The sequence below is a fragment of the Mesorhizobium sp. INR15 genome, assembly GCF_015500075.1.
Taxonomy (GTDB): domain Bacteria; phylum Pseudomonadota; class Alphaproteobacteria; order Rhizobiales; family Rhizobiaceae; genus Mesorhizobium.
Map to the genome: position 1 here is coordinate 1592250 of NZ_CP045496.1, position 16187 is coordinate 1608436.

General features: G+C 62.3%; 15 protein-coding genes and 1 tRNA gene. 10 read left to right on the forward strand and 6 right to left on the reverse strand.

All coding sequences use genetic code 11. From position 1 onward, the window contains the following. Positions 1–84: 84 nt before the first annotated feature. The 3 genes from GA829_RS07720 to tkt all read right to left on the reverse strand — a co-directional run bounded on the left by GA829_RS07720 (position 85) and on the right by tkt (position 5352). Positions 85–1974 carry a potassium/proton antiporter gene (locus tag GA829_RS07720; protein WP_195177936.1) on the reverse strand — a complete coding sequence of 630 codons (1890 nt, stop codon included), beginning with the start codon at positions 1972–1974 and terminating at the stop codon, positions 85–87. Between the two features lie 218 nt (positions 1975–2192). Next, the gene (gene gap, locus GA829_RS07725; protein WP_195177937.1) at positions 2193–3203 is read right to left on the reverse strand and encodes a type I glyceraldehyde-3-phosphate dehydrogenase; all 1011 of its coding nucleotides are present in this window, start codon (positions 3201–3203) and stop codon (positions 2193–2195) included. Positions 3204–3360: 157 nt separating this feature from the next. After that, entirely contained in the window at positions 3361–5352 is a 1992-nt protein-coding gene (gene tkt / locus GA829_RS07730) for a transketolase (RefSeq protein ID WP_195177938.1), read from the reverse strand. Between the two features lie 272 nt (positions 5353–5624). Here tkt and GA829_RS07735 point away from each other — a divergent pair, with 272 nt between their 5' ends. The 4 genes from GA829_RS07735 to GA829_RS07750 all read left to right on the forward strand — a co-directional run bounded on the left by GA829_RS07735 (position 5625) and on the right by GA829_RS07750 (position 8206). Next, positions 5625–5897 (forward strand): DUF4164 domain-containing protein, encoded by a 273-nt coding sequence (locus GA829_RS07735; protein WP_195177939.1) that lies wholly within the window; start codon positions 5625–5627, stop codon positions 5895–5897. Between the two features lie 11 nt (positions 5898–5908). Next, the gene (locus tag GA829_RS07740) at positions 5909–6271 is read left to right on the forward strand and encodes a cell division protein ZapA (RefSeq protein ID WP_195177940.1); all 363 of its coding nucleotides are present in this window, start codon (positions 5909–5911) and stop codon (positions 6269–6271) included. Positions 6272–6446: 175 nt separating this feature from the next. After that, complete coding sequence (locus GA829_RS07745) at positions 6447–7106, forward strand: peroxiredoxin (RefSeq protein WP_195177941.1); 660 nt, start codon at positions 6447–6449, stop codon at positions 7104–7106. Positions 7107–7333: 227 nt separating this feature from the next. Further along, positions 7334–8206, forward strand: coding sequence for an MBL fold metallo-hydrolase (locus GA829_RS07750; RefSeq protein WP_195177942.1), 873 nt, complete (start codon positions 7334–7336; stop codon positions 8204–8206). Between the two features lie 86 nt (positions 8207–8292). Here the strand turns inward: GA829_RS07750 and rpoH are convergent, their stop codons facing one another. After that, complete coding sequence (gene rpoH / locus GA829_RS07755; protein ID WP_195177943.1) at positions 8293–9204, reverse strand: RNA polymerase sigma factor RpoH; 912 nt, start codon at positions 9202–9204, stop codon at positions 8293–8295. Positions 9205–9393: 189 nt separating this feature from the next. Then, on the reverse strand, positions 9394–10449 hold the full coding sequence (locus tag GA829_RS07760) for an RluA family pseudouridine synthase (RefSeq protein WP_195177944.1): 1056 nt from the start codon (positions 10447–10449) through the stop codon (positions 9394–9396). A gap of 26 nt (positions 10450–10475) precedes the next feature. On the opposite strand from GA829_RS07760, the gene GA829_RS07765 reads away from it, so the two are divergent. The 5 genes from GA829_RS07765 (at position 10476) to GA829_RS07785 (ending at position 13479) form a co-directional block, all read left to right on the forward strand. Further along, positions 10476–10865, forward strand: a complete 390-nt coding sequence (locus tag GA829_RS07765; protein ID WP_195177945.1) for a fimbrial protein — start codon at positions 10476–10478, stop codon at positions 10863–10865. Positions 10866–10877: 12 nt separating this feature from the next. Beyond that, positions 10878–11285, forward strand: coding sequence for a VOC family protein (locus GA829_RS07770; RefSeq protein WP_195177946.1), 408 nt, complete (start codon positions 10878–10880; stop codon positions 11283–11285). Between the two features lie 91 nt (positions 11286–11376). Continuing rightward, positions 11377–11451 (forward strand) — tRNA-Glu (locus tag GA829_RS07775). Positions 11452–11942: 491 nt separating this feature from the next. Next, positions 11943–12686, forward strand: a complete 744-nt coding sequence (locus tag GA829_RS07780) for a glycosyltransferase family 2 protein (RefSeq protein ID WP_195177947.1) — start codon at positions 11943–11945, stop codon at positions 12684–12686. 454 nt (positions 12687–13140) lie between these two features. Further along, positions 13141–13479 (forward strand): hypothetical protein, encoded by a 339-nt coding sequence (locus GA829_RS07785; protein ID WP_258052233.1) that lies wholly within the window; start codon positions 13141–13143, stop codon positions 13477–13479. Between the two features lie 84 nt (positions 13480–13563). Here GA829_RS07785 and GA829_RS37285 read toward each other — a convergent pair whose 3' ends face one another. Then, positions 13564–14214 carry a TetR/AcrR family transcriptional regulator gene (locus tag GA829_RS37285; RefSeq protein WP_195177949.1) on the reverse strand — a complete coding sequence of 217 codons (651 nt, stop codon included), beginning with the start codon at positions 14212–14214 and terminating at the stop codon, positions 13564–13566. A gap of 219 nt (positions 14215–14433) precedes the next feature. Here GA829_RS37285 and GA829_RS07795 point away from each other — a divergent pair, with 219 nt between their 5' ends. Next, on the forward strand, positions 14434–16104 hold the full coding sequence (locus GA829_RS07795) for an amidohydrolase (protein WP_195177950.1): 1671 nt from the start codon (positions 14434–14436) through the stop codon (positions 16102–16104). Positions 16105–16187 lie beyond the last annotated feature (83 nt).

Here is a 16187-nt window from a genome sequence, read left to right on the forward strand (position 1 = left end):
AATCGCGGGGACCTTACCCCGCGCCAACGATGATGCAAGTGCCGCGGCAAAGCGCGCGCGGAAAAATGATCCGGTGCGGGGCCTTTAGCTTTCGCTGGCAGCTTTTTGTGGCGGCGTGTCCGCTGCAGGCGTCTCTTCCACCGGCTTCTCGGCGATCTGCGTCTCCGTCGGCTGGCGCCAGTTGCGGACAAAGGCAGCGAGACGGTCGCCGATCTCGCCGGCGCTGAGGAACACAGGCACCCGCGCCACCGGCGCGGTCGGCTCGAAGGAGAGGCCAAGACCCGTGATCTTGCCCTTGTCGTCGACGTCACGCACGATCAGTTCGATCGGGCCAAGCAGCACACGGTCGGCATATTCTGCGTGGCCGCCGAGCCTTGCCGTCACCAGGGCGCCAACGGTCAGCTTGCGCTCAGCCTCGGTCAGCCCGGGAGCGTAGGCGGCCTCCAGTTCGGCGGCCGAGCGGGCCGGATCGACGGCGAAGGCGCCGAAGAAATCCGCATCCTCGGGATCGACCACGGCGCGGCTGGCGAACAGCTTGTCGAGCAGGCGCGGGTAGCGGTCCGGCACGAAGATGTAGACCTGGTCGCCGGCGGCAAGCCGGCCCATGTCCTGGAAGCGCATCGAGCGTCCGTCGCGCAGCACCAGCGACGGCCGGGCCCAGCGCGGAATGCGCTCGCCGCGCGCCACCGGGCTGCCGGGTGCGACACGATAGGCGAGAAGCTCATGATGGGCGGAGCCCGGCAACTCGAGTTCAACCTTGTCCAGCGGACCAAGCCGGGCCGGCACGATGAGGCCGAGGCGCCGTGCCAGCGGTCCCACTGTCCACCCCTGGACGACCAGCGACACCAGCACGATGATGAAGGCGGTGTTGAAGATCAGGCGGCCGTTTTCCAGCCCGCCAAGCAGCGGCGTGATGGCCAGCAGGATCGAGACCGCGCCGCGCAGGCCGACCCAGGAGACGAAGGCGACTTCCGGGCGCGGCAAGCGGAACGGGATCAGGCAAAGCCAGACGGCGATCGGCCGGGCAATGAACATCAGGAACAGGCCAAGCAGCACCGCCGGGATGAGGATTGCCGGAAACTGAGACGGCGTCGCGAACAGGCCAAGGATCAGGAACATGATGATCTGCGCCAGCCATGACATGCCGTCCTGGAAGCGCTTGAGTATGGTGACGGCGCGGATGTCGGAATTGCCGGCAATCAGCCCGGCGATATAGACCGCCAGGAACCCCGAGCCGCCGATGGCACCGGCGGCGGCGAAAACCATCAGCGACAGCGTCAGCACGAAGATCGGCAGCAGGCCATGGTCGAGATTGAGGCGGTCGACGAGGCGCACGATGCCGAGCCCACCCAGCACGCCGACCACGGCGCCAAGCCCCATGTTGAGAACGAAGCCGAGGATCAGGTTGGTGACCAGGACCTTGGCTTCGGGATCCGCGTGGGCGGCGATGATCTCGACAAGCGTGATGGTGAGGAAGATGGCGATCGGGTCGTTGGTGCCGGATTCGACTTCGAGCGTGGCACGCACGCGTTCGCGCAGGTTGATCTCGCCGGCGCGCAGCAGGAAGAACACCGCCGCGGCGTCGGTCGAGGCGACGGCGGCGCCGAGCAGGAAGGATTCCAGCCAGGTGAGATCAAGCATGTAATAGGCGGCGGCGCCGAAGATGCCGGTGGTCAGCAAGACGCCAACAGTGGCCAGCGACAGCGCGGGGCCTGCAGCCTGCCGCAAGGCGTTGAGCGGCGTGCCGAAGCCGGAATCAAACAGGATGATGGCCAGCGCCAGTGAGCCGGCAAAATAAGCCACGCGTGCATTGTCGAACTGGATGCCGAGGCCGTCGGTTCCGGTGGCAAGCCCAATGCAGAGAAACAGCAGCAGCAAGGGGGCGCCGAAGCGGAAGGCGATCAGGCTCGAAAACGCGGCGGCGACGACAAGCGCGGTGCCAACCAGCGTCACGAGATAGATCGCATGCTCCATCCGGAAATCACCCCCTCAAATTCGTCTGTCTCCTGGTTTACGTCAGAGTGGGGCGAAGACGTGACCAGTGCAAGGCGGCAGCATGGCTTTTTGGCCTATGCCGCTGATTTTCTGGCGATTTGGCGCTCAGGACGCTGCCGGAGAGGATGCGCATCGCCCTAACGAAAAACGCCCGGGCGAAGCCGGGCGTTTCAAGTGTCGAAGAGACGATTTTTCGATCAGGCGATGGTCTTGCCGAACGCAACGGCGGTGTCGCCCATGCGATTGGAGAAACCCCATTCGTTGTCGTACCAGGACAACACCGAAACGAAGTTGCCATCCATCACCTTGGTCTGGTCGAGCGCCAGGATCGAGGAGCGCGGATCGTGATTGAAGTCGATCGACACGTTCGGATGATGGGTGACGCCGAGGATGCCCTTCAGCTTGCCGTTCGAGGCGGCGATCACCGCCTCGTTGATTTCCTGCACCGTGGTCGCACGCTTGGCGATGAACTTGAAGTCGACGACCGAGACGTTCGGGGTCGGCACGCGGATCGAGATGCCGTCGAGCTTGCCCTTGAGGTCCGGCAGAACGAGACCGATGGCCTTGGCCGCACCGGTCGAGGTCGGGATCTGCGACAAGGCAGCAGCGCGGCCGCGGTAGAGATCCTTGTGCATGGTGTCCAGCGTCGGCTGGTCGCCGGTGTAGGAATGGATCGTCGTCATCATGCCTTTTTCGATGCCGACCGTCTCATGCAGCACGGCCGCCAGCGGCGCGAGGCAGTTGGTGGTGCAGGAGGCGTTCGAGATGACGATGTGGTCCTTCGTCAGCTTGTCGTGGTTGATGCCGTAGACGACCGTGAGGTCGGCGCCTTCGGCCGGAGCCGAGACCAGCACGCGCTTGGCGCCGGCGGTCAGGTGCGCGGCGGCCTTGTCGCGGGCGGTGAAGATACCGGTGCATTCCAGCGCGATGTCGATGCCGAGTTCCTTCCACGGCAGCTGCGTCGGATCCTTGATGGCGGTGACCTTGAACTTCTCCTTGCCGACCGTGATCTGGTCGCCATCGACCGAGACTTCATGCGGGAAGCGGCCATGGACGCTGTCATAGCGCAGAAGGTGGGCGTTGGTCTCGACCGGGCCGAGATCGTTGACGGCGACGACGTCGATGTCCTTGCGGCCGGACTCGTGAATGGCGCGCAGGATGTTGCGGCCGATGCGGCCGAATCCGTTGATGGCAACTCTGACGGTCATTTTTCTCTCCCTGGGAGCTGGAAGGCAGACGATGGGTCCGCAGCTTCATAGCGGCGGACGCGGAAAGAATCCAGCCGCAGTGGCGTGGATTTAAATCGATTAGTTTGGGCCAGCCCGGCGAAACCGCTAGCGCGATTTCGCCGCACTGATGTCATGCTCACTTGCCGTGCAGGCGAGCTTCCGCGGCCTTGGCCGCTGCATCGGCGGTGATGCCGAAATGCGGGTAGAGCTGCTCGATCGTGCCCGATGCGCCAAAGCCGGTCATGCCGATGAAGATGCCGTCCGAGCCGATCAGATGATCCCAGCCCTGGCGGATGCCGGCTTCGATGGCCATCTTGATCGGGGCCGAGCCGATCGTCTTCTTGCGGTAGTCGTCACTCTGCTTGTCGAACAGTTCAAAGCAAGGCACCGAAACGACACGGGTCGGGTGGCCATGCTTTTCCAGGAGGTCGCGTGCGCCGAGTGCGATCTCGACCTCGGAGCCGGTGGCGAAGATCGTCACCGCGGCTTCGCCGCTGGCGGCGGCAAGTTCGTAGGCGCCCAGGCCGCTCAGGTTCTTTTCGGTGAACTCGGTGCGCACCGTCGGCAGGTTCTGCCGGGTCAGCGCGAGCGTCGAAGGCGTCTTTTCCGACTCAAGGGCCAACTGCCAGCACTCAGCGGTTTCGACCGCGTCGGCGGGACGGAAGACATAGTGGTTCGGAATGGCGCGCAGGGCCGCCATGTGCTCGACCGGCTGGTGGGTCGGACCATCTTCGCCCAGGCCAATGGAATCATGGGTCATGACGAAGATCGAGCGGATGCCCATCAGCGAGGAAAGCCGCATTGCCGGACGGGCATAGTCGGAGAAGCACATGAATGTGCCGCCATAGGCGATGAGGCCGCCATGCAGGGTCAGGCCGTTGATCGCGGCGGCCATGCCGTGCTCGCGGATGCCGTAGTGGACATAACGCTGGCCGTAGTCGTCAGGCGTGATGTTCTTGGTCTGGCTGGTCTTGGTGTTGTTGGAGCCGGTCAGGTCGGCAGAGCCGCCAATGGTTTCGGGAACCGCGCCGTTGATGACTTCCAACGCCATTTCCGAGGATTTGCGGGTGGCGACCTTCGGCTTGTCGACGGTCAGCTTCTTCTTGTAGTCGGCGATGACGGCGTCGAAGTTCGACGGCAGCTTGCCGGAGATGCGGCGCTCGAACTCGCCCCGCAGCGTGGCGTCGGCCTTGGCAAGGCGGCCTTCCCAGTCGGTGCGCGCCTTGACGCCGGTCTTGCCGGCGGTGCGCCATGCGTCGAGGATGTCGGCGGGAATCTCGAAGGGCGGTGAATCCCAGTTGAAGAATTTCCTGGCGCCAGCGATTTCCTCGGCGCCGAGCGGCGAGCCGTGCGCCTTGTTGGTGCCGGCCTTGGTCGGCGCGCCGAAACCGATGGTCGTCTTGCAGGCGATCATCGTCGGCTTGTCGGAGTGACGGGCTGCCTCGATGGCATAGGCGATGGCTTCCGGATCCGTTCCGTCGATATGGCTGGCATTCCAGCCGGAGGCCTGGAAACGGGCGACCTGGTCGGTATTGTCGGAGAGCGATACCGGGCCGTCGATCGAGATGTTGTTGTTGTCCCAGAAGACGATCAGCTTGTTCAGCTTGAGGTGGCCGGCAAGTGCGATGGCTTCCTGGCTGATGCCTTCCATCAGGCAGCCGTCACCGGCCAGCACATAGGTATAGTGGTTGACGAGGTCGTTGCCGAAAGCCGCGTTCATGATGCGCTCGCCGAGCGCGAAGCCTACGGAGTTGGCAAGGCCCTGGCCGAGCGGACCAGTCGTGGTCTCGATGCCGGCGGCGTGGCCGTATTCCGGATGACCGGCGGTCCTGGATCCCAGCTGGCGGAAGCTCTTGATCTGGTCGATGTCGATGTCTTCGTTGCCGGTCAGATAAAGCAGCGAGTAAAGCAGCATCGAACCGTGGCCGGCCGACAGGATGAAGCGGTCGCGGTCAGCCCAATGCGGGGCCTTCGCATCGTATTTCAGGAAACGGGTGAACAGCACAGTGGCGATGTCGGCACAGCCCATGGGCAGGCCGGGATGGCCGGAATTCGCCTTCTCGACAGCGTCCATGGAGAGAAAACGGATCGCATTGGCCATCCGGTCATGTTGTTCACGCGACGTCATGGTTCCTCCAGGGTGGGGGTTTTGGGCTTGGGAGAGCCCTTGAAAAATGTGCGCGACACATAGCAGGCGCGGCTTTTTAGTCAACAAATCGGTGCGTTTTTGCCGGGCTTGTGATGGCGAGGGCAGGTCCAGACCGGCTCTACATTAGCGTTAGCGGGGGACAGTCGCGAGAGCTTTGTTGACGTTGCCTTCACCCGGTGCCTAATGTTTCCAGGATAACGCGTTCTGAACGCGAGCGATTCGGTGGATGGGCAGGGCACAGGACGACGGCCATGACCGGGGAAACCACTCTCAAGGAAGTCATCGCAAGGCTGGGCAAGGCCATCGAGGGGCTGGAAAATGCCGTCGCGGCCAAGCTCGAGCACGAACGCGATTATTCCGAGGCCGAGGCGGAAGTGCAGCGGATGAACGCCGACCGCTCGCGGCTGGCGCAGGAACTCGACAATTCCGAGGCGCGTTCCGAACGGCTGGAGGACGCCAACAAGGAAGTGTCGCGACGGCTGGTGACCGCCATGGAAACCATCCGCGCTGTGTTGGATAGATAGGGGCTGGCCGAATGGCACAAGTCACGGTTTCCATCGATGGCAAACAATATCGGATGGCTTGCGATGAGGGCCAGGAAGACCATCTGATCGATCTTGCCGAGCGCTTCGACCGTTATGTCTCGCATCTGAAGGATTCCTTCGGCGAGATCGGCGACCAGCGGCTGACTGTCATGGCCGGCATCATGGTCATGGATGAGCTTTCGGAGCTGCAGAAGCGCGTGACAGGGATGGAGAGCGAAGTGCTGACCCTGCGCAAGACGCGCGACGATGCCCTGTCAAAGGCCGACAAGAGTGACAGCGTGCTGACCAGTGCCCTTGGTGCCCTGGCGCAGCGGATGGAAGATCTGGAAACTTCGCTGGCGGTGAAAGCCTAGCCGTCATCGGTCGCGGCCCAGCCAGGAAATTTCTGCTGCGTTCTCCTGGAAAAGACGAAAACTTTTCGCGTCCCTGCTTGCAGTCGGCGGCAGGAGTCTTTTGACGGTTGCCGTTAGGGTGATAGAAAGGTGGCAGGCCGCCAGTGAGCGGCGTTGACAGGGTAGGGATAACGCCATGAGCCTTCGTATCAACGATATCGCGCCGGACTTCACCGCCGAAACCACGCAAGGAGCAATCGGCTTTCATGAATGGATCGGCGATGGCTGGGCCGTGCTGTTCAGCCATCCGAAGAATTTCACGCCAGTCTGCACGACGGAGCTGGGCACGATGGCCGGGCTCGAGGGCGAGTTCAAGAAGCGCAACGTCAAGATCATCGGCATTTCGGTCGACCCAGTCTCGAGCCATGACAAATGGCAAGCCGACATCAAGACGGCGACCGGTCATACGGTCCACTATCCGCTGATCGGCGACAAGGACCTCAAGGTCGCCAAGCTCTACGACATGCTGCCTGCCGGCGCCGGCGAGACCTCTGAAGGCCGCACGCCCGCCGACAATGCCACGGTGCGCTCGGTCTACGTCATCGGCCCCGACAAGAAGATCAAGCTGGTGCTCACCTACCCGATGACCACCGGCCGCAACTTCGATGAAATCCTGCGCGCGGTGGATTCCATGCAGCTGACCGCCAAGCATCAGGTGGCGACGCCGGCGAACTGGAAGCAAGGCGAGGACGTTATCATCACCGCCGCCGTTTCGAACGAGGATGCCATCAAGCGCTTCGGTGCGTTCGAGACGATCCTTCCCTATCTCCGGAAGACCAAACAGCCGTCCGCCTGAGCCAGAGGCCATCCAGATCAGGATGGCCTTCAGTCGTCTGTTTGGGCAGAGGCCTTCTGCGAAAGCGGGGGTCCGTTTTCTGGGGGCCTGCTCTGGCTGATTTTTCGGTTCCTCTACCTTTGTTGGCAAGGCGTGCTTGACGGCTGCGCCTTTGCGGACAAGCATGCTCTTCTTTGGTCGTGACAGAGAAAACCATTCCTGTCCGGGCGGAGTTGGGGAAACCGGAATTGGACACAGAATCGGCCAGGCCTGAAGTAACCGGCTTCTACGACAAGCCGACCGGGGCCATCCAGTATGTCGTCGCGGACAGAGCGACGATGCGCTGCGCCATCATCGATCCAATCCTCGACTTCGACGAGAAATCAGGGGCGACAGCGACAAAGAGCGCCGACGCCGTGCTCGATTTCGTCGGCAAGCAGGGTCTTGAGGTCGAGTGGATACTCGACACCCATCCGCATGCCGACCATTTCTCGGCGGCGCAGTATCTGAGACAGAAAACCGGTGCGCCCACCGCCATTGGTGCGAAGGTCACCGACGTTCAGAGGTTGTGGAAGGTCATCTACAACTGGCCGGAGTTTCCCGCCGACGGCTCGCAGTGGGACCGGCTGTTTGCCGAACATGAGGTGTTTTCGGTCGGCGGCATTCCGGTCAAGGTGCTGTTCTCGCCCGGGCATACGCTGGCGTCGATCACTTATGTGATCGGTGACGCCGCCTTCATCCACGACACTCTGTTCATGCCGGACAGCGGCACCGCGCGTACAGATTTTCCTGGTGGGAGTGCGGCGCGGCTGTGGCGCTCAATTGAAGAGATCCTGGCCCTGCCGGACGAGACGCGTCTTTTCGTCGGCCATGATTATCAGGCGGGCGGACGCGAGCCGATGTGGGAGAGCAGCGTGGCGGAACAGCGGGCCAGAAACATCCATGTCTCGGCCTGCAGGACGGAGGCCGATTTTGTCCAGTTGCGCGAGGCCCGCGACAGGACGCTGCCGATGCCAAGGCTGATCCTGCATGCCTTGCAGGTCAACATGAATGGCGGCCGTCTGCCCGAGCCGGAAGCCAATGGCCGGCGCTACCTGAAGTTCCCGTTGGACGGACTTTGACCGCAGTCGGCCCCATGGCGCTGAATGAAAAAAGGCGGCGCCAGAAAATCTGGCGCCGCCTTCATGTCTCATAACCGTCGCCGGCTTCAGGCGGTCGGCTGTGCCTCGATGGTGCGCAGCGCTTGCGTCTGGCGCTTGGCGGCGGCCTTGACCGCATCCTGTACCTTCTCGAAGGCACGCACCTCGATCTGACGCACGCGCTCGCGGCTGATGTCGAACTCGGCCGAAAGCTCTTCCAGCGTCAGCGGCTCCTCGGCGAGGCGGCGTGCCTCGAAGATGCGCCGTTCGCGCTCGTTGAGCACGGCCAGAGCGCCGGACAGCATGCCGCGCCGGTTTTCCAGCTCGTCCTGCTCGATCAGCATCTCTTCCTGGCTTTCGTGGTCGTCGACCAGCCAGTCCTGCCATTCGCCGGACTCGCCCTCGGTCGCGCGGATCGGCGCGTTGAGCGAGGCGTCGCCCGACAGGCGGCGGTTCATCGACACCACTTCGGCTTCGGACACGTTCAGCCGGGTGGCGATCTCTGTGATCTGATCAGGCTTCAGGTCGCCGTCATCCAGCGCCTGGATCTTGCCCTTCACCTTGCGCAGGTTGAAGAACAGGCGTTTCTGGTTGGCGGTCGTGCCCATCTTGACCAGGCTCCACGAGCGCAGGATGTACTCCTGAATCGAGGCCTTGATCCACCACATGGCATAGGTCGCGAGGCGGAAGCCGCGCTCCGGTTCGAATTTCTTGACGGCCTGCATCAGGCCGACATTGCCTTCCGAGATCACTTCGCCGATCGGCAGGCCGTAGCCGCGATAGCCCATGGCGATCTTGGCAACGAGCCGGAGGTGGCTGGTGACGAGCTTGTGCGCGGCGGACGTGTCTTCATGCTCGGCGTAACGCTTGGCGAGCATGTACTCTTCCTGCGGCTGAAGCATGGGAAAGCGGCGGATTTCTTCCAGGTAGCGGCTGAGGCCGCCTTCGCCGGAAACAATACTGGGTAATGACTGGGCCATGATAGCGCCCCCTCTCTATTAGAGTGATGCCCCCGAAACGCGGCGGGCATGTGACGCGGATGCCCGAAGGCTCATCCGCAACGTCTGATTTATACAGGAACAAAACCAGAAAAGACAGATGTTTGTTCAACACGAAACAGTGTGTCACGTTGAAGTGAACAATGCCAGTCAGGTTTTAATGTGGCAGGTTCAGAGCTTGCGGAAACCGCTTACGAGTTCCTCCATGTCCCCCGGTATAGGCGCTTCGAACCTCATCGTTAGATGGGTAGCCGGGTGACGGAATGCAAGGAGGCGGGCGTGCAATGCTTGCCGTGGGAATGCCTTGACCAGGGTTTTCAGGGGGTCGGGCAGCCGGTTGGCCTTGGTGCGGAAGGCCTGGCCGTAGTCAGGGTCGCCAACCACGGGGTGGCCGATATGGGCCATGTGGACACGGATCTGATGGGTGCGCCCGGTCTCCAGCCGGCATTCGACCAGGCTTGCGGTGGCGAATGCCTGCTGCGCCTCGCCGAAACGTTCCTGCACTGTGAAATGGGTGATGGCGTGGCGGGCGTCGTCGCGGCCCGACGGCACGACGGCGCGGCGCACCCGGTCGGCGGCGCGGCCGAGCGGTGCGTCGACCGTGCCCGAAGGCCTCTGCGGAATGCCCCACACGAGTGCTTGATAGGCGCGTTCGAGGTCGCCGGTCAGGCCGTGATCGGCAAAGGCTTCCGACAGCGCCTTGTGAGCCCGGTCGGTCTTGGCCACGACCATGACGCCGCTGGTCTCCTTGTCGAGCCGGTGAACGATGCCCGGCCGCCGCACGCCGCCGATGCCGGACAGGCTGTCGCCGCAATGGTGGATCAGCGCGTTGACCAATGTTCCGGTCCAGTTGCCGGCGCCGGGATGCACGACAAGCCCGGCCGGTTTGTTGATGACGATCAGCTCGTCGTCCTCATAAAGCACGTCGAGCGTGATGTTTTCGCCCAGCGGCTCGGCCGGCTCAGGCTCAGGCATGACGACCGAGACGCTGTCGCCGGCAATCATCTTGCGCTTGGCTTCGTCGATCATCTTGCCGCCGACCGTAACCGCGCCCTGCTTGATCAGCATCTGCACGCGGCTGCGCGACATGTCGGGACCGAGCTGGCTGGCCAGCCATTGGTCGAGACGCTGCCCGGCAGCATCGGCGCTCGCTTCCAGCATGATCGATCCCGCCCTTATGAATCGGTCCCCTATCAATTCTGGGGTGTCTTCGTTATGAGCGCTCATCGAAAATCGTTCCGGAATGTTTTGCCATGGCCAAGGAAGACCTGTTAGCCGAGGAAGGTCAGGAAAAGCCGCTCGACCCTGAAGTCGAGAAGGTGCGCGGCAAACTCGTCCGCTTCATGGTCATCAATCTTGGTCTGCTGTTCGTTGCCCTTATGGTGGTGATCGGTGCGCTTGTCTACAAAGCCCGCAACGCGCCGCGTTCGAACCCGCCGCTGGCCGGCGACATCCAGGTTCCCGCTGGCGAGCCGATCAGCGGCGATATCGTCCTGCCGGTCGGCGCCAAGGTCATCAGCCAGTCGCTGTCGGGCAGCCGTATCTCCGTCGATGCCGAGCTTGCCGATGGCGGCCGGACGATCTTTGTCTATGACATTGGCGAAGGCCGCATGATCGGCCGCTTTGCCATCCGCAACAAATAGGGCTCGTCAGAGATGACCGGCTTTGCCGAACACCGCCGTGTCGCCACCGTAGCGCTGGTCGTCAGGAATTATGACGAGGCGATTGCCTGGTACGTCGAGAAGCTGGGCTTCGCGCTGACCGAGGATGTCGATCTCAGCGGCGGCAAGCGCTGGGTCACGGTCACGCCCGCAGGCGCGCAAGGCGCAAGGCTGCTGCTGGCGGAGGCATCCGATGGGGCGCAAGAGGGCCGCATCGGCGACCAGACCGGCGGCCGGGTTTTCCTGTTTCTCGAAACCGACGACTTTGCCCGCGACCACGCGGCGATGCTCGGCAACGGCGTCGAGTTCCGTGAGGCGCCGCGCCACGAGCCCTACGGCACGGTGGCGGTTTTCGCCGACCTCCATGGCAATCTCTGGGACCTGATCGAGCCGAAACGGTAGGCTTGAGACTTGATTTTCCTCGATGTGGGAAAGCTGGCTCAATCCCGGTTGCTTTTTCCGAGGCGTCAGCCTATATCGCCGGTTCTTGAACGCGCCCATCGTCTAGCGGTCAGGACACCGCCCTCTCACGGCGGGAACAGGGGTTCGATTCCCCTTGGGCGTACCAAGTAAATCAAATGCTTAACTGTCTCGTAGCGAAAACCGTCAGAATGACGGTCAAGCAGTCCCTGCCGGCCTGCGCCGTGCTTGCGCACCGATGCGCACATCCACACCGATCACGCCCACTCCTATTGTGCGTTGCACAATGTTTTATTGCGACAGCGAAGGGGATGGTCTAGCCTTTGCCGCACCATGTAGGAGCGCGCGATGGCAAAGAGGGAAATCTGGCTCGACGCCGCCAAAGATCGGTCGGCTGCCTTGGCCTCATGGTTCCTCGGGAGTCGCGGCGGGCTGCCGAGCCGCCTCCTTGGCCGGCTTCGTCATGCCATCGAGTGGCGTGCCGCGAGATATTTGCCCAACGTTCTTGAAACGATAGCGAGATATGTGGCGCTTCTGAAAATCACAGTCAGGTGGGCCACCAGGCGCAAAGGCCAACCCAGCGGTTTGAATGAGGAACTGATCGTATCGCTGACGTCCTATCCGCCCAGGTTCGGGACATTGGCGCTGACCCTGAAATGCCTTCTCTCCCAGACTGTTCGGGCAGACAGAACCATCTTGTGGGTGGCCGCCAAGGACCATGCGCTCCTTCCCAACGATGTGCTGAGTCTCAAGTCCGAGGGACTTGAGATCCGCCTCTGCAAGGACATCAGGTCCTACAAGAAGATCTATCCGGCATTGATCGAGTTTCCCGATGCCTCAATCGTGACGGCGGATGATGATGTCTACTACGCGCCGACCTGGCTTGCGGAACTCGTTGCGCGGGCGGGCGAGAAGACAGTTGTCTGCCATAGGGCGCATTCGATCACAGTCGACGAGAGCGGCCTAATCAAGCCATACCGGAACTGGACGATGGATGTTCCCGGCGATGGTGACATGCTCTTCCCAACCGGCGTTGGCGGCGTGCTTTACACGCCGGGATCACTGGCATCAGAGGTCGTCGACGAGGCTGAGTTTCAGAGGCTGTGCCCGAACGCGGACGATGTATGGTTGTTCTGGATGGGACGCCGCGCTGGCAGCACGTACCATAAGGCAAGCGCGAAATGGCGGGTGATCCCCTGGAAGGGGACTCAGGATTCGGCACTCTACCTCGCCAATGTCGAGGGCAGCGGCAACGACGCCCAGATTGCCAACATGCTGGCTCACTTCGGCCCTCCTGAAAAGACGGAAAGCCACTTGAAACCAACGGCGCCCTCGGATCAGCCTGAACCGCGGGGGCTCGACACCAAGGCGACCGCGGTTTGATTGAGCACGCCATTTGCGGCCTTTGGCTATCCGCTCTCATGGGCGGCCAGCATACACCCAATTAAAGTCAGCCAGCCGTGCTTGAACGCGCGGTGGCGTCTGGTACTTGGCGTGTGGGGGTAGTGTATCCGCGTGAAGCGCGGATCTGGGTTTGGGTAAAGTTGAGATGGCTCCAGTGGAGACGGTTTGCTCGCGCTGCCATGGCGGCGGGAGAGTTTTTGATTGTTGCAGATGGTCTGAGTCAAAAGGCCATTGTTGTCCGCAAGGCACGCATCAGACCGGCTGTCCGGGCAAGACCGTTGCCTGCATCGCGTGTGACGGGATCGGAGTTCTGACAGACCACAAGCTCACCGCCGCCGCGTAGGACGCGCAAGGCCAAGGTATGGTAAGTAGTCTGAGCATTGGTTGGAATCAGATGCTTGTGCGTTGCCGCATGTTGCAAGAAGTTGTCGGTATGAAACAAAAATCGCATTCCCTCATCCTGGCTCTCGCCGTCTCCCTGCTCATCCAATCCAGCCCATCCTTTTCCAAGGACAGGACCATCACCGGCAGCATTCGCGGTTTCGAATGTGGCGACAATTGCTACTTGACCATCGTTGACCGCAAGAAGGCCGAGCAGGTTGGCCTGTGCGCCGCACCTGAATGCCAAAGCTGGAACGAGCAAACCGCGATGCCATCCCGCTACAAGGGCAAACGCGTCACCGTGACCGTCGGGCAAGGGCAGCAGGTCGACGACAGCGGCAACGTCATGGGCGAGATGATGGCGTTCAAGAAGATCAAGTTTCTCGACTGAGAATCTCAGCCCAGGAGCCGCGCTGTCGCTGAATGCCGGGGCAGCTCCCGGCTGAATTCTACGGTGCCGGTTCTCCAGGCTAGATCAGAGTTTCGCCAGGGCCCGGTCGGCGGCCTGCCGGATTTCAGCAACCGTATCCGGATTTCGAAGCACGGCGCGCAACAGCAGCGTGGCGATCGCATCCGGAGCCGCGTCATGTTCGCGGTTCTTGTTCCATCGGATGACGCGGGTAAGCATGGCGTCGAAGAGTTGCGTGGCCAAGGCCGCATCGTGTTCGATGAAATCGCCGCTCTCCACGCCGGTGATCATGAGGGCGCGTACGGATGCCAGCGCGCGGTCATATTCCGTCTTCCAGAAAACGAAGTCCGGTTCCTGGAGCACCTCGGTCAGGTACAATCCTTGCAGTTCATAGCGGCTGGTGGTGATAACCACGGCCTCGCCGCGAAGCGATTGATAGATACGCACAGCCGGGCGCTCGCCCTCCAGTTCCATTCGTCCCATGAGAAACGGTGACCGCAGCCGGTCATATTCGAGCAGATACTGGGCGATCGCCGTCTTGGACGGGAAGTGGTGGAACAATGACGGCTGGCGGATGCCGACCGCCAAAGCGATTTCCCTGGTCGACGTGCCATGAAAGCCCTTGGCCGTGAACAAGCGGCCCGCTGCCGCCAGGATAAGGTCCGGAGTTGAACCTTCCGCGACGATCTCGAGTGTCCGTTCGGGGTAGGTGTCCACGTTCGTCTCCTTGAATAATCCCTGAAGGCCCTTCTGCCTATCTATCGATAGGTTACACCTTTACGAGCCTGCGCGCGACTGCTATACGCTTGCCTATCGATCGATAGGTTGCCGGAAAATCCTCGCAGAAGGGACGTCCGGCCAGGGAACAAAGCCGGAGGAACAGCGTCACATGCCGCGCAACTATTTTCACGTCACAGTTTGTTTTGGGCGGACCTGATGTCAGGGAAAGCCGACCTTATTGTCGAGAACGCCAGCATCCTGACCATGGACGCCGATGCGCCACGGGCCGACGCCATCGCCATCAGCCGCGGTGAGATCGTTGCGGTCGGCAGCCGCGCGGAGATCCTCGAATGGAAGGGGCCCGAAACCCGCGTTCTCGATGCCGGCGGCGGTTCGGTCGTTCCAGGTTTCATTGAATCGCATATGCATCTCTTCCCCGGTGGCGCGGAACTCGACCATCTGCAGCTGGGCGGCGTGAAGGGTTTCGATGCGCTGCGCAGCGCGGTGCGGGAATATGCCGACAAGCGCCCGCACGCAGCCTTTCTGCAAGCGCAAGGCGCCGACTATGCCGTTCTTTCGGCGGATGACCGGATCACGCGGCATCACCTCGACCAGATCCTGCCGGACCGGCCATTCATCATGGCGGCGGCCGACCATCACACAATGTGGGCAAACACCAAGGCCCTGGAGATGGGTGGCCTGCTGCGCGGCAAGACGCTTGGGCCCGGCAACGAAATTGTCATGGGCGAGGATGGATTGGCCAATGGCGAACTGCGCGAGAACGAGGCCTTCGGGCCGTTGATCCAACTGTCCGGAGAGGGACGTGTCCATCTCGGCATTTCGACGGGCGGCGAGCCGGGTACCAAGCCGAGTTCCACCGAACTGGCTGCCGATTGTGAGATCATGAAGCGCGGGCTCGACTGGTGCGCCAGGCACGGCATCACCTCGATCCAGAACATGGATGGCAATCTCTATCAGCTCGAGCTGCTTTCGCTGATCGAAGCCGAGGGCGGGCTCTTGTGCCGGACGCAGATACCGTTTCACTTCAAGAATTTCATGGCCGTCGATGCGCTCGAAAAGGCCTCGGTCATGGCCGAGCGCTACAAATCCGAATGGCTCTCCTCCGGGATGGTCAAGGTCTTCATGGACGGCGTCATGGACAGCTGGACGGCGGTCATGGTCGAGCCCTATGCTGATCGCGCCGACTGGACGGGTGAGCCGCTGTTTTCGCAACAGCAGTTCGATGCCGTGGCTGTCGAGGCTGACCGGCGCGGCCTGCAGATCGCGGTGCATGCTATCGGCGACGGCGCGGTGCGCTCGGTGCTCGACGGGTATCAGGCGGCCCGGACGGCCAATGGCGCGCGCGACAGCCGCCACCGCGTCGAGCATGTCGAAGTGATCACAGCGGACGACATACCGCGTTTCGCCGCGCTTGGCGTCATCGCCTCGATGCAGCCACCGCATCCGCCCGGCACCATGGGCTTTCCGCTGGAGCCGACCGTGTCGCGCATCGGCAAGGACCGTTGGCCGTTGAGTTACGCCTGGCGCACCATGAAGAGCACCGGCGCGCATGTCGTCTTCGCGTCGGACTGGCCGGTATCGCCGATCGACCCGATCCTGGGCATTCAGGCGGCGGTGCTGCGCAAGCCGTGGGCGGCCGGCAATCCCGAGCAGAGTTTCTCACTGATGGAGGCGCTCGCCGCCTATACGGTTGAAGGCGCATATGCGGAGTTCACCGAGCATCGCAAGGGCAAGCTGAAGCCGGGCTACATGGCCGATCTGGTCGTGCTTTCGACAGACATCGAGGCGACAGCGCCAGAAGCGCTGCACAAGGTGCGGCCCGTCACCACCATCTGCGGCGGCAAGATCACCTATCAGGTGCATTGATGACTCGCCGCCGGAGCCAATAGCACCGCCGGCCATTTCACGCGCGCGGTTGGCCGCGCGCGCAAGCAAGATATCAACAACGG

What these genes read in the sequence shown, in the direction of transcription:
- tkt (WP_195177938.1), bottom strand. Translation starts at nt 5,352, where the DNA reads ATGACGTCGCGTGAACAACATGACCGGATGGCCAATGCGATCCGTTTT.
- GA829_RS07720 (WP_195177936.1), bottom strand. Translation starts at nt 1,974, where the DNA reads ATGGAGCATGCGATCTATCTCGTGACGCTGGTTGGCACCGCGCTTGTC.
- gap (WP_195177937.1), bottom strand. Translation starts at nt 3,203, where the DNA reads ATGACCGTCAGAGTTGCCATCAACGGATTCGGCCGCATCGGCCGCAAC.
- GA829_RS07785 (WP_258052233.1), top strand. Translation starts at nt 13,141, where the DNA reads ATGAAACAAAAATCGCATTCCCTCATCCTGGCTCTCGCCGTCTCCCTG.
- GA829_RS07735 (WP_195177939.1), top strand. Translation starts at nt 5,625, where the DNA reads ATGACCGGGGAAACCACTCTCAAGGAAGTCATCGCAAGGCTGGGCAAG.
- GA829_RS07740 (WP_195177940.1), top strand. Translation starts at nt 5,909, where the DNA reads ATGGCACAAGTCACGGTTTCCATCGATGGCAAACAATATCGGATGGCT.
- GA829_RS07760 (WP_195177944.1), bottom strand. Translation starts at nt 10,449, where the DNA reads ATGAGCGCTCATAACGAAGACACCCCAGAATTGATAGGGGACCGATTC.
- rpoH (WP_195177943.1), bottom strand. Translation starts at nt 9,204, where the DNA reads ATGGCCCAGTCATTACCCAGTATTGTTTCCGGCGAAGGCGGCCTCAGC.
- GA829_RS07770 (WP_195177946.1), top strand. Translation starts at nt 10,878, where the DNA reads ATGACCGGCTTTGCCGAACACCGCCGTGTCGCCACCGTAGCGCTGGTC.
- GA829_RS07795 (WP_195177950.1), top strand. Translation starts at nt 14,434, where the DNA reads ATGTCAGGGAAAGCCGACCTTATTGTCGAGAACGCCAGCATCCTGACC.
- GA829_RS07765 (WP_195177945.1), top strand. Translation starts at nt 10,476, where the DNA reads ATGGCCAAGGAAGACCTGTTAGCCGAGGAAGGTCAGGAAAAGCCGCTC.
- GA829_RS07745 (WP_195177941.1), top strand. Translation starts at nt 6,447, where the DNA reads ATGAGCCTTCGTATCAACGATATCGCGCCGGACTTCACCGCCGAAACC.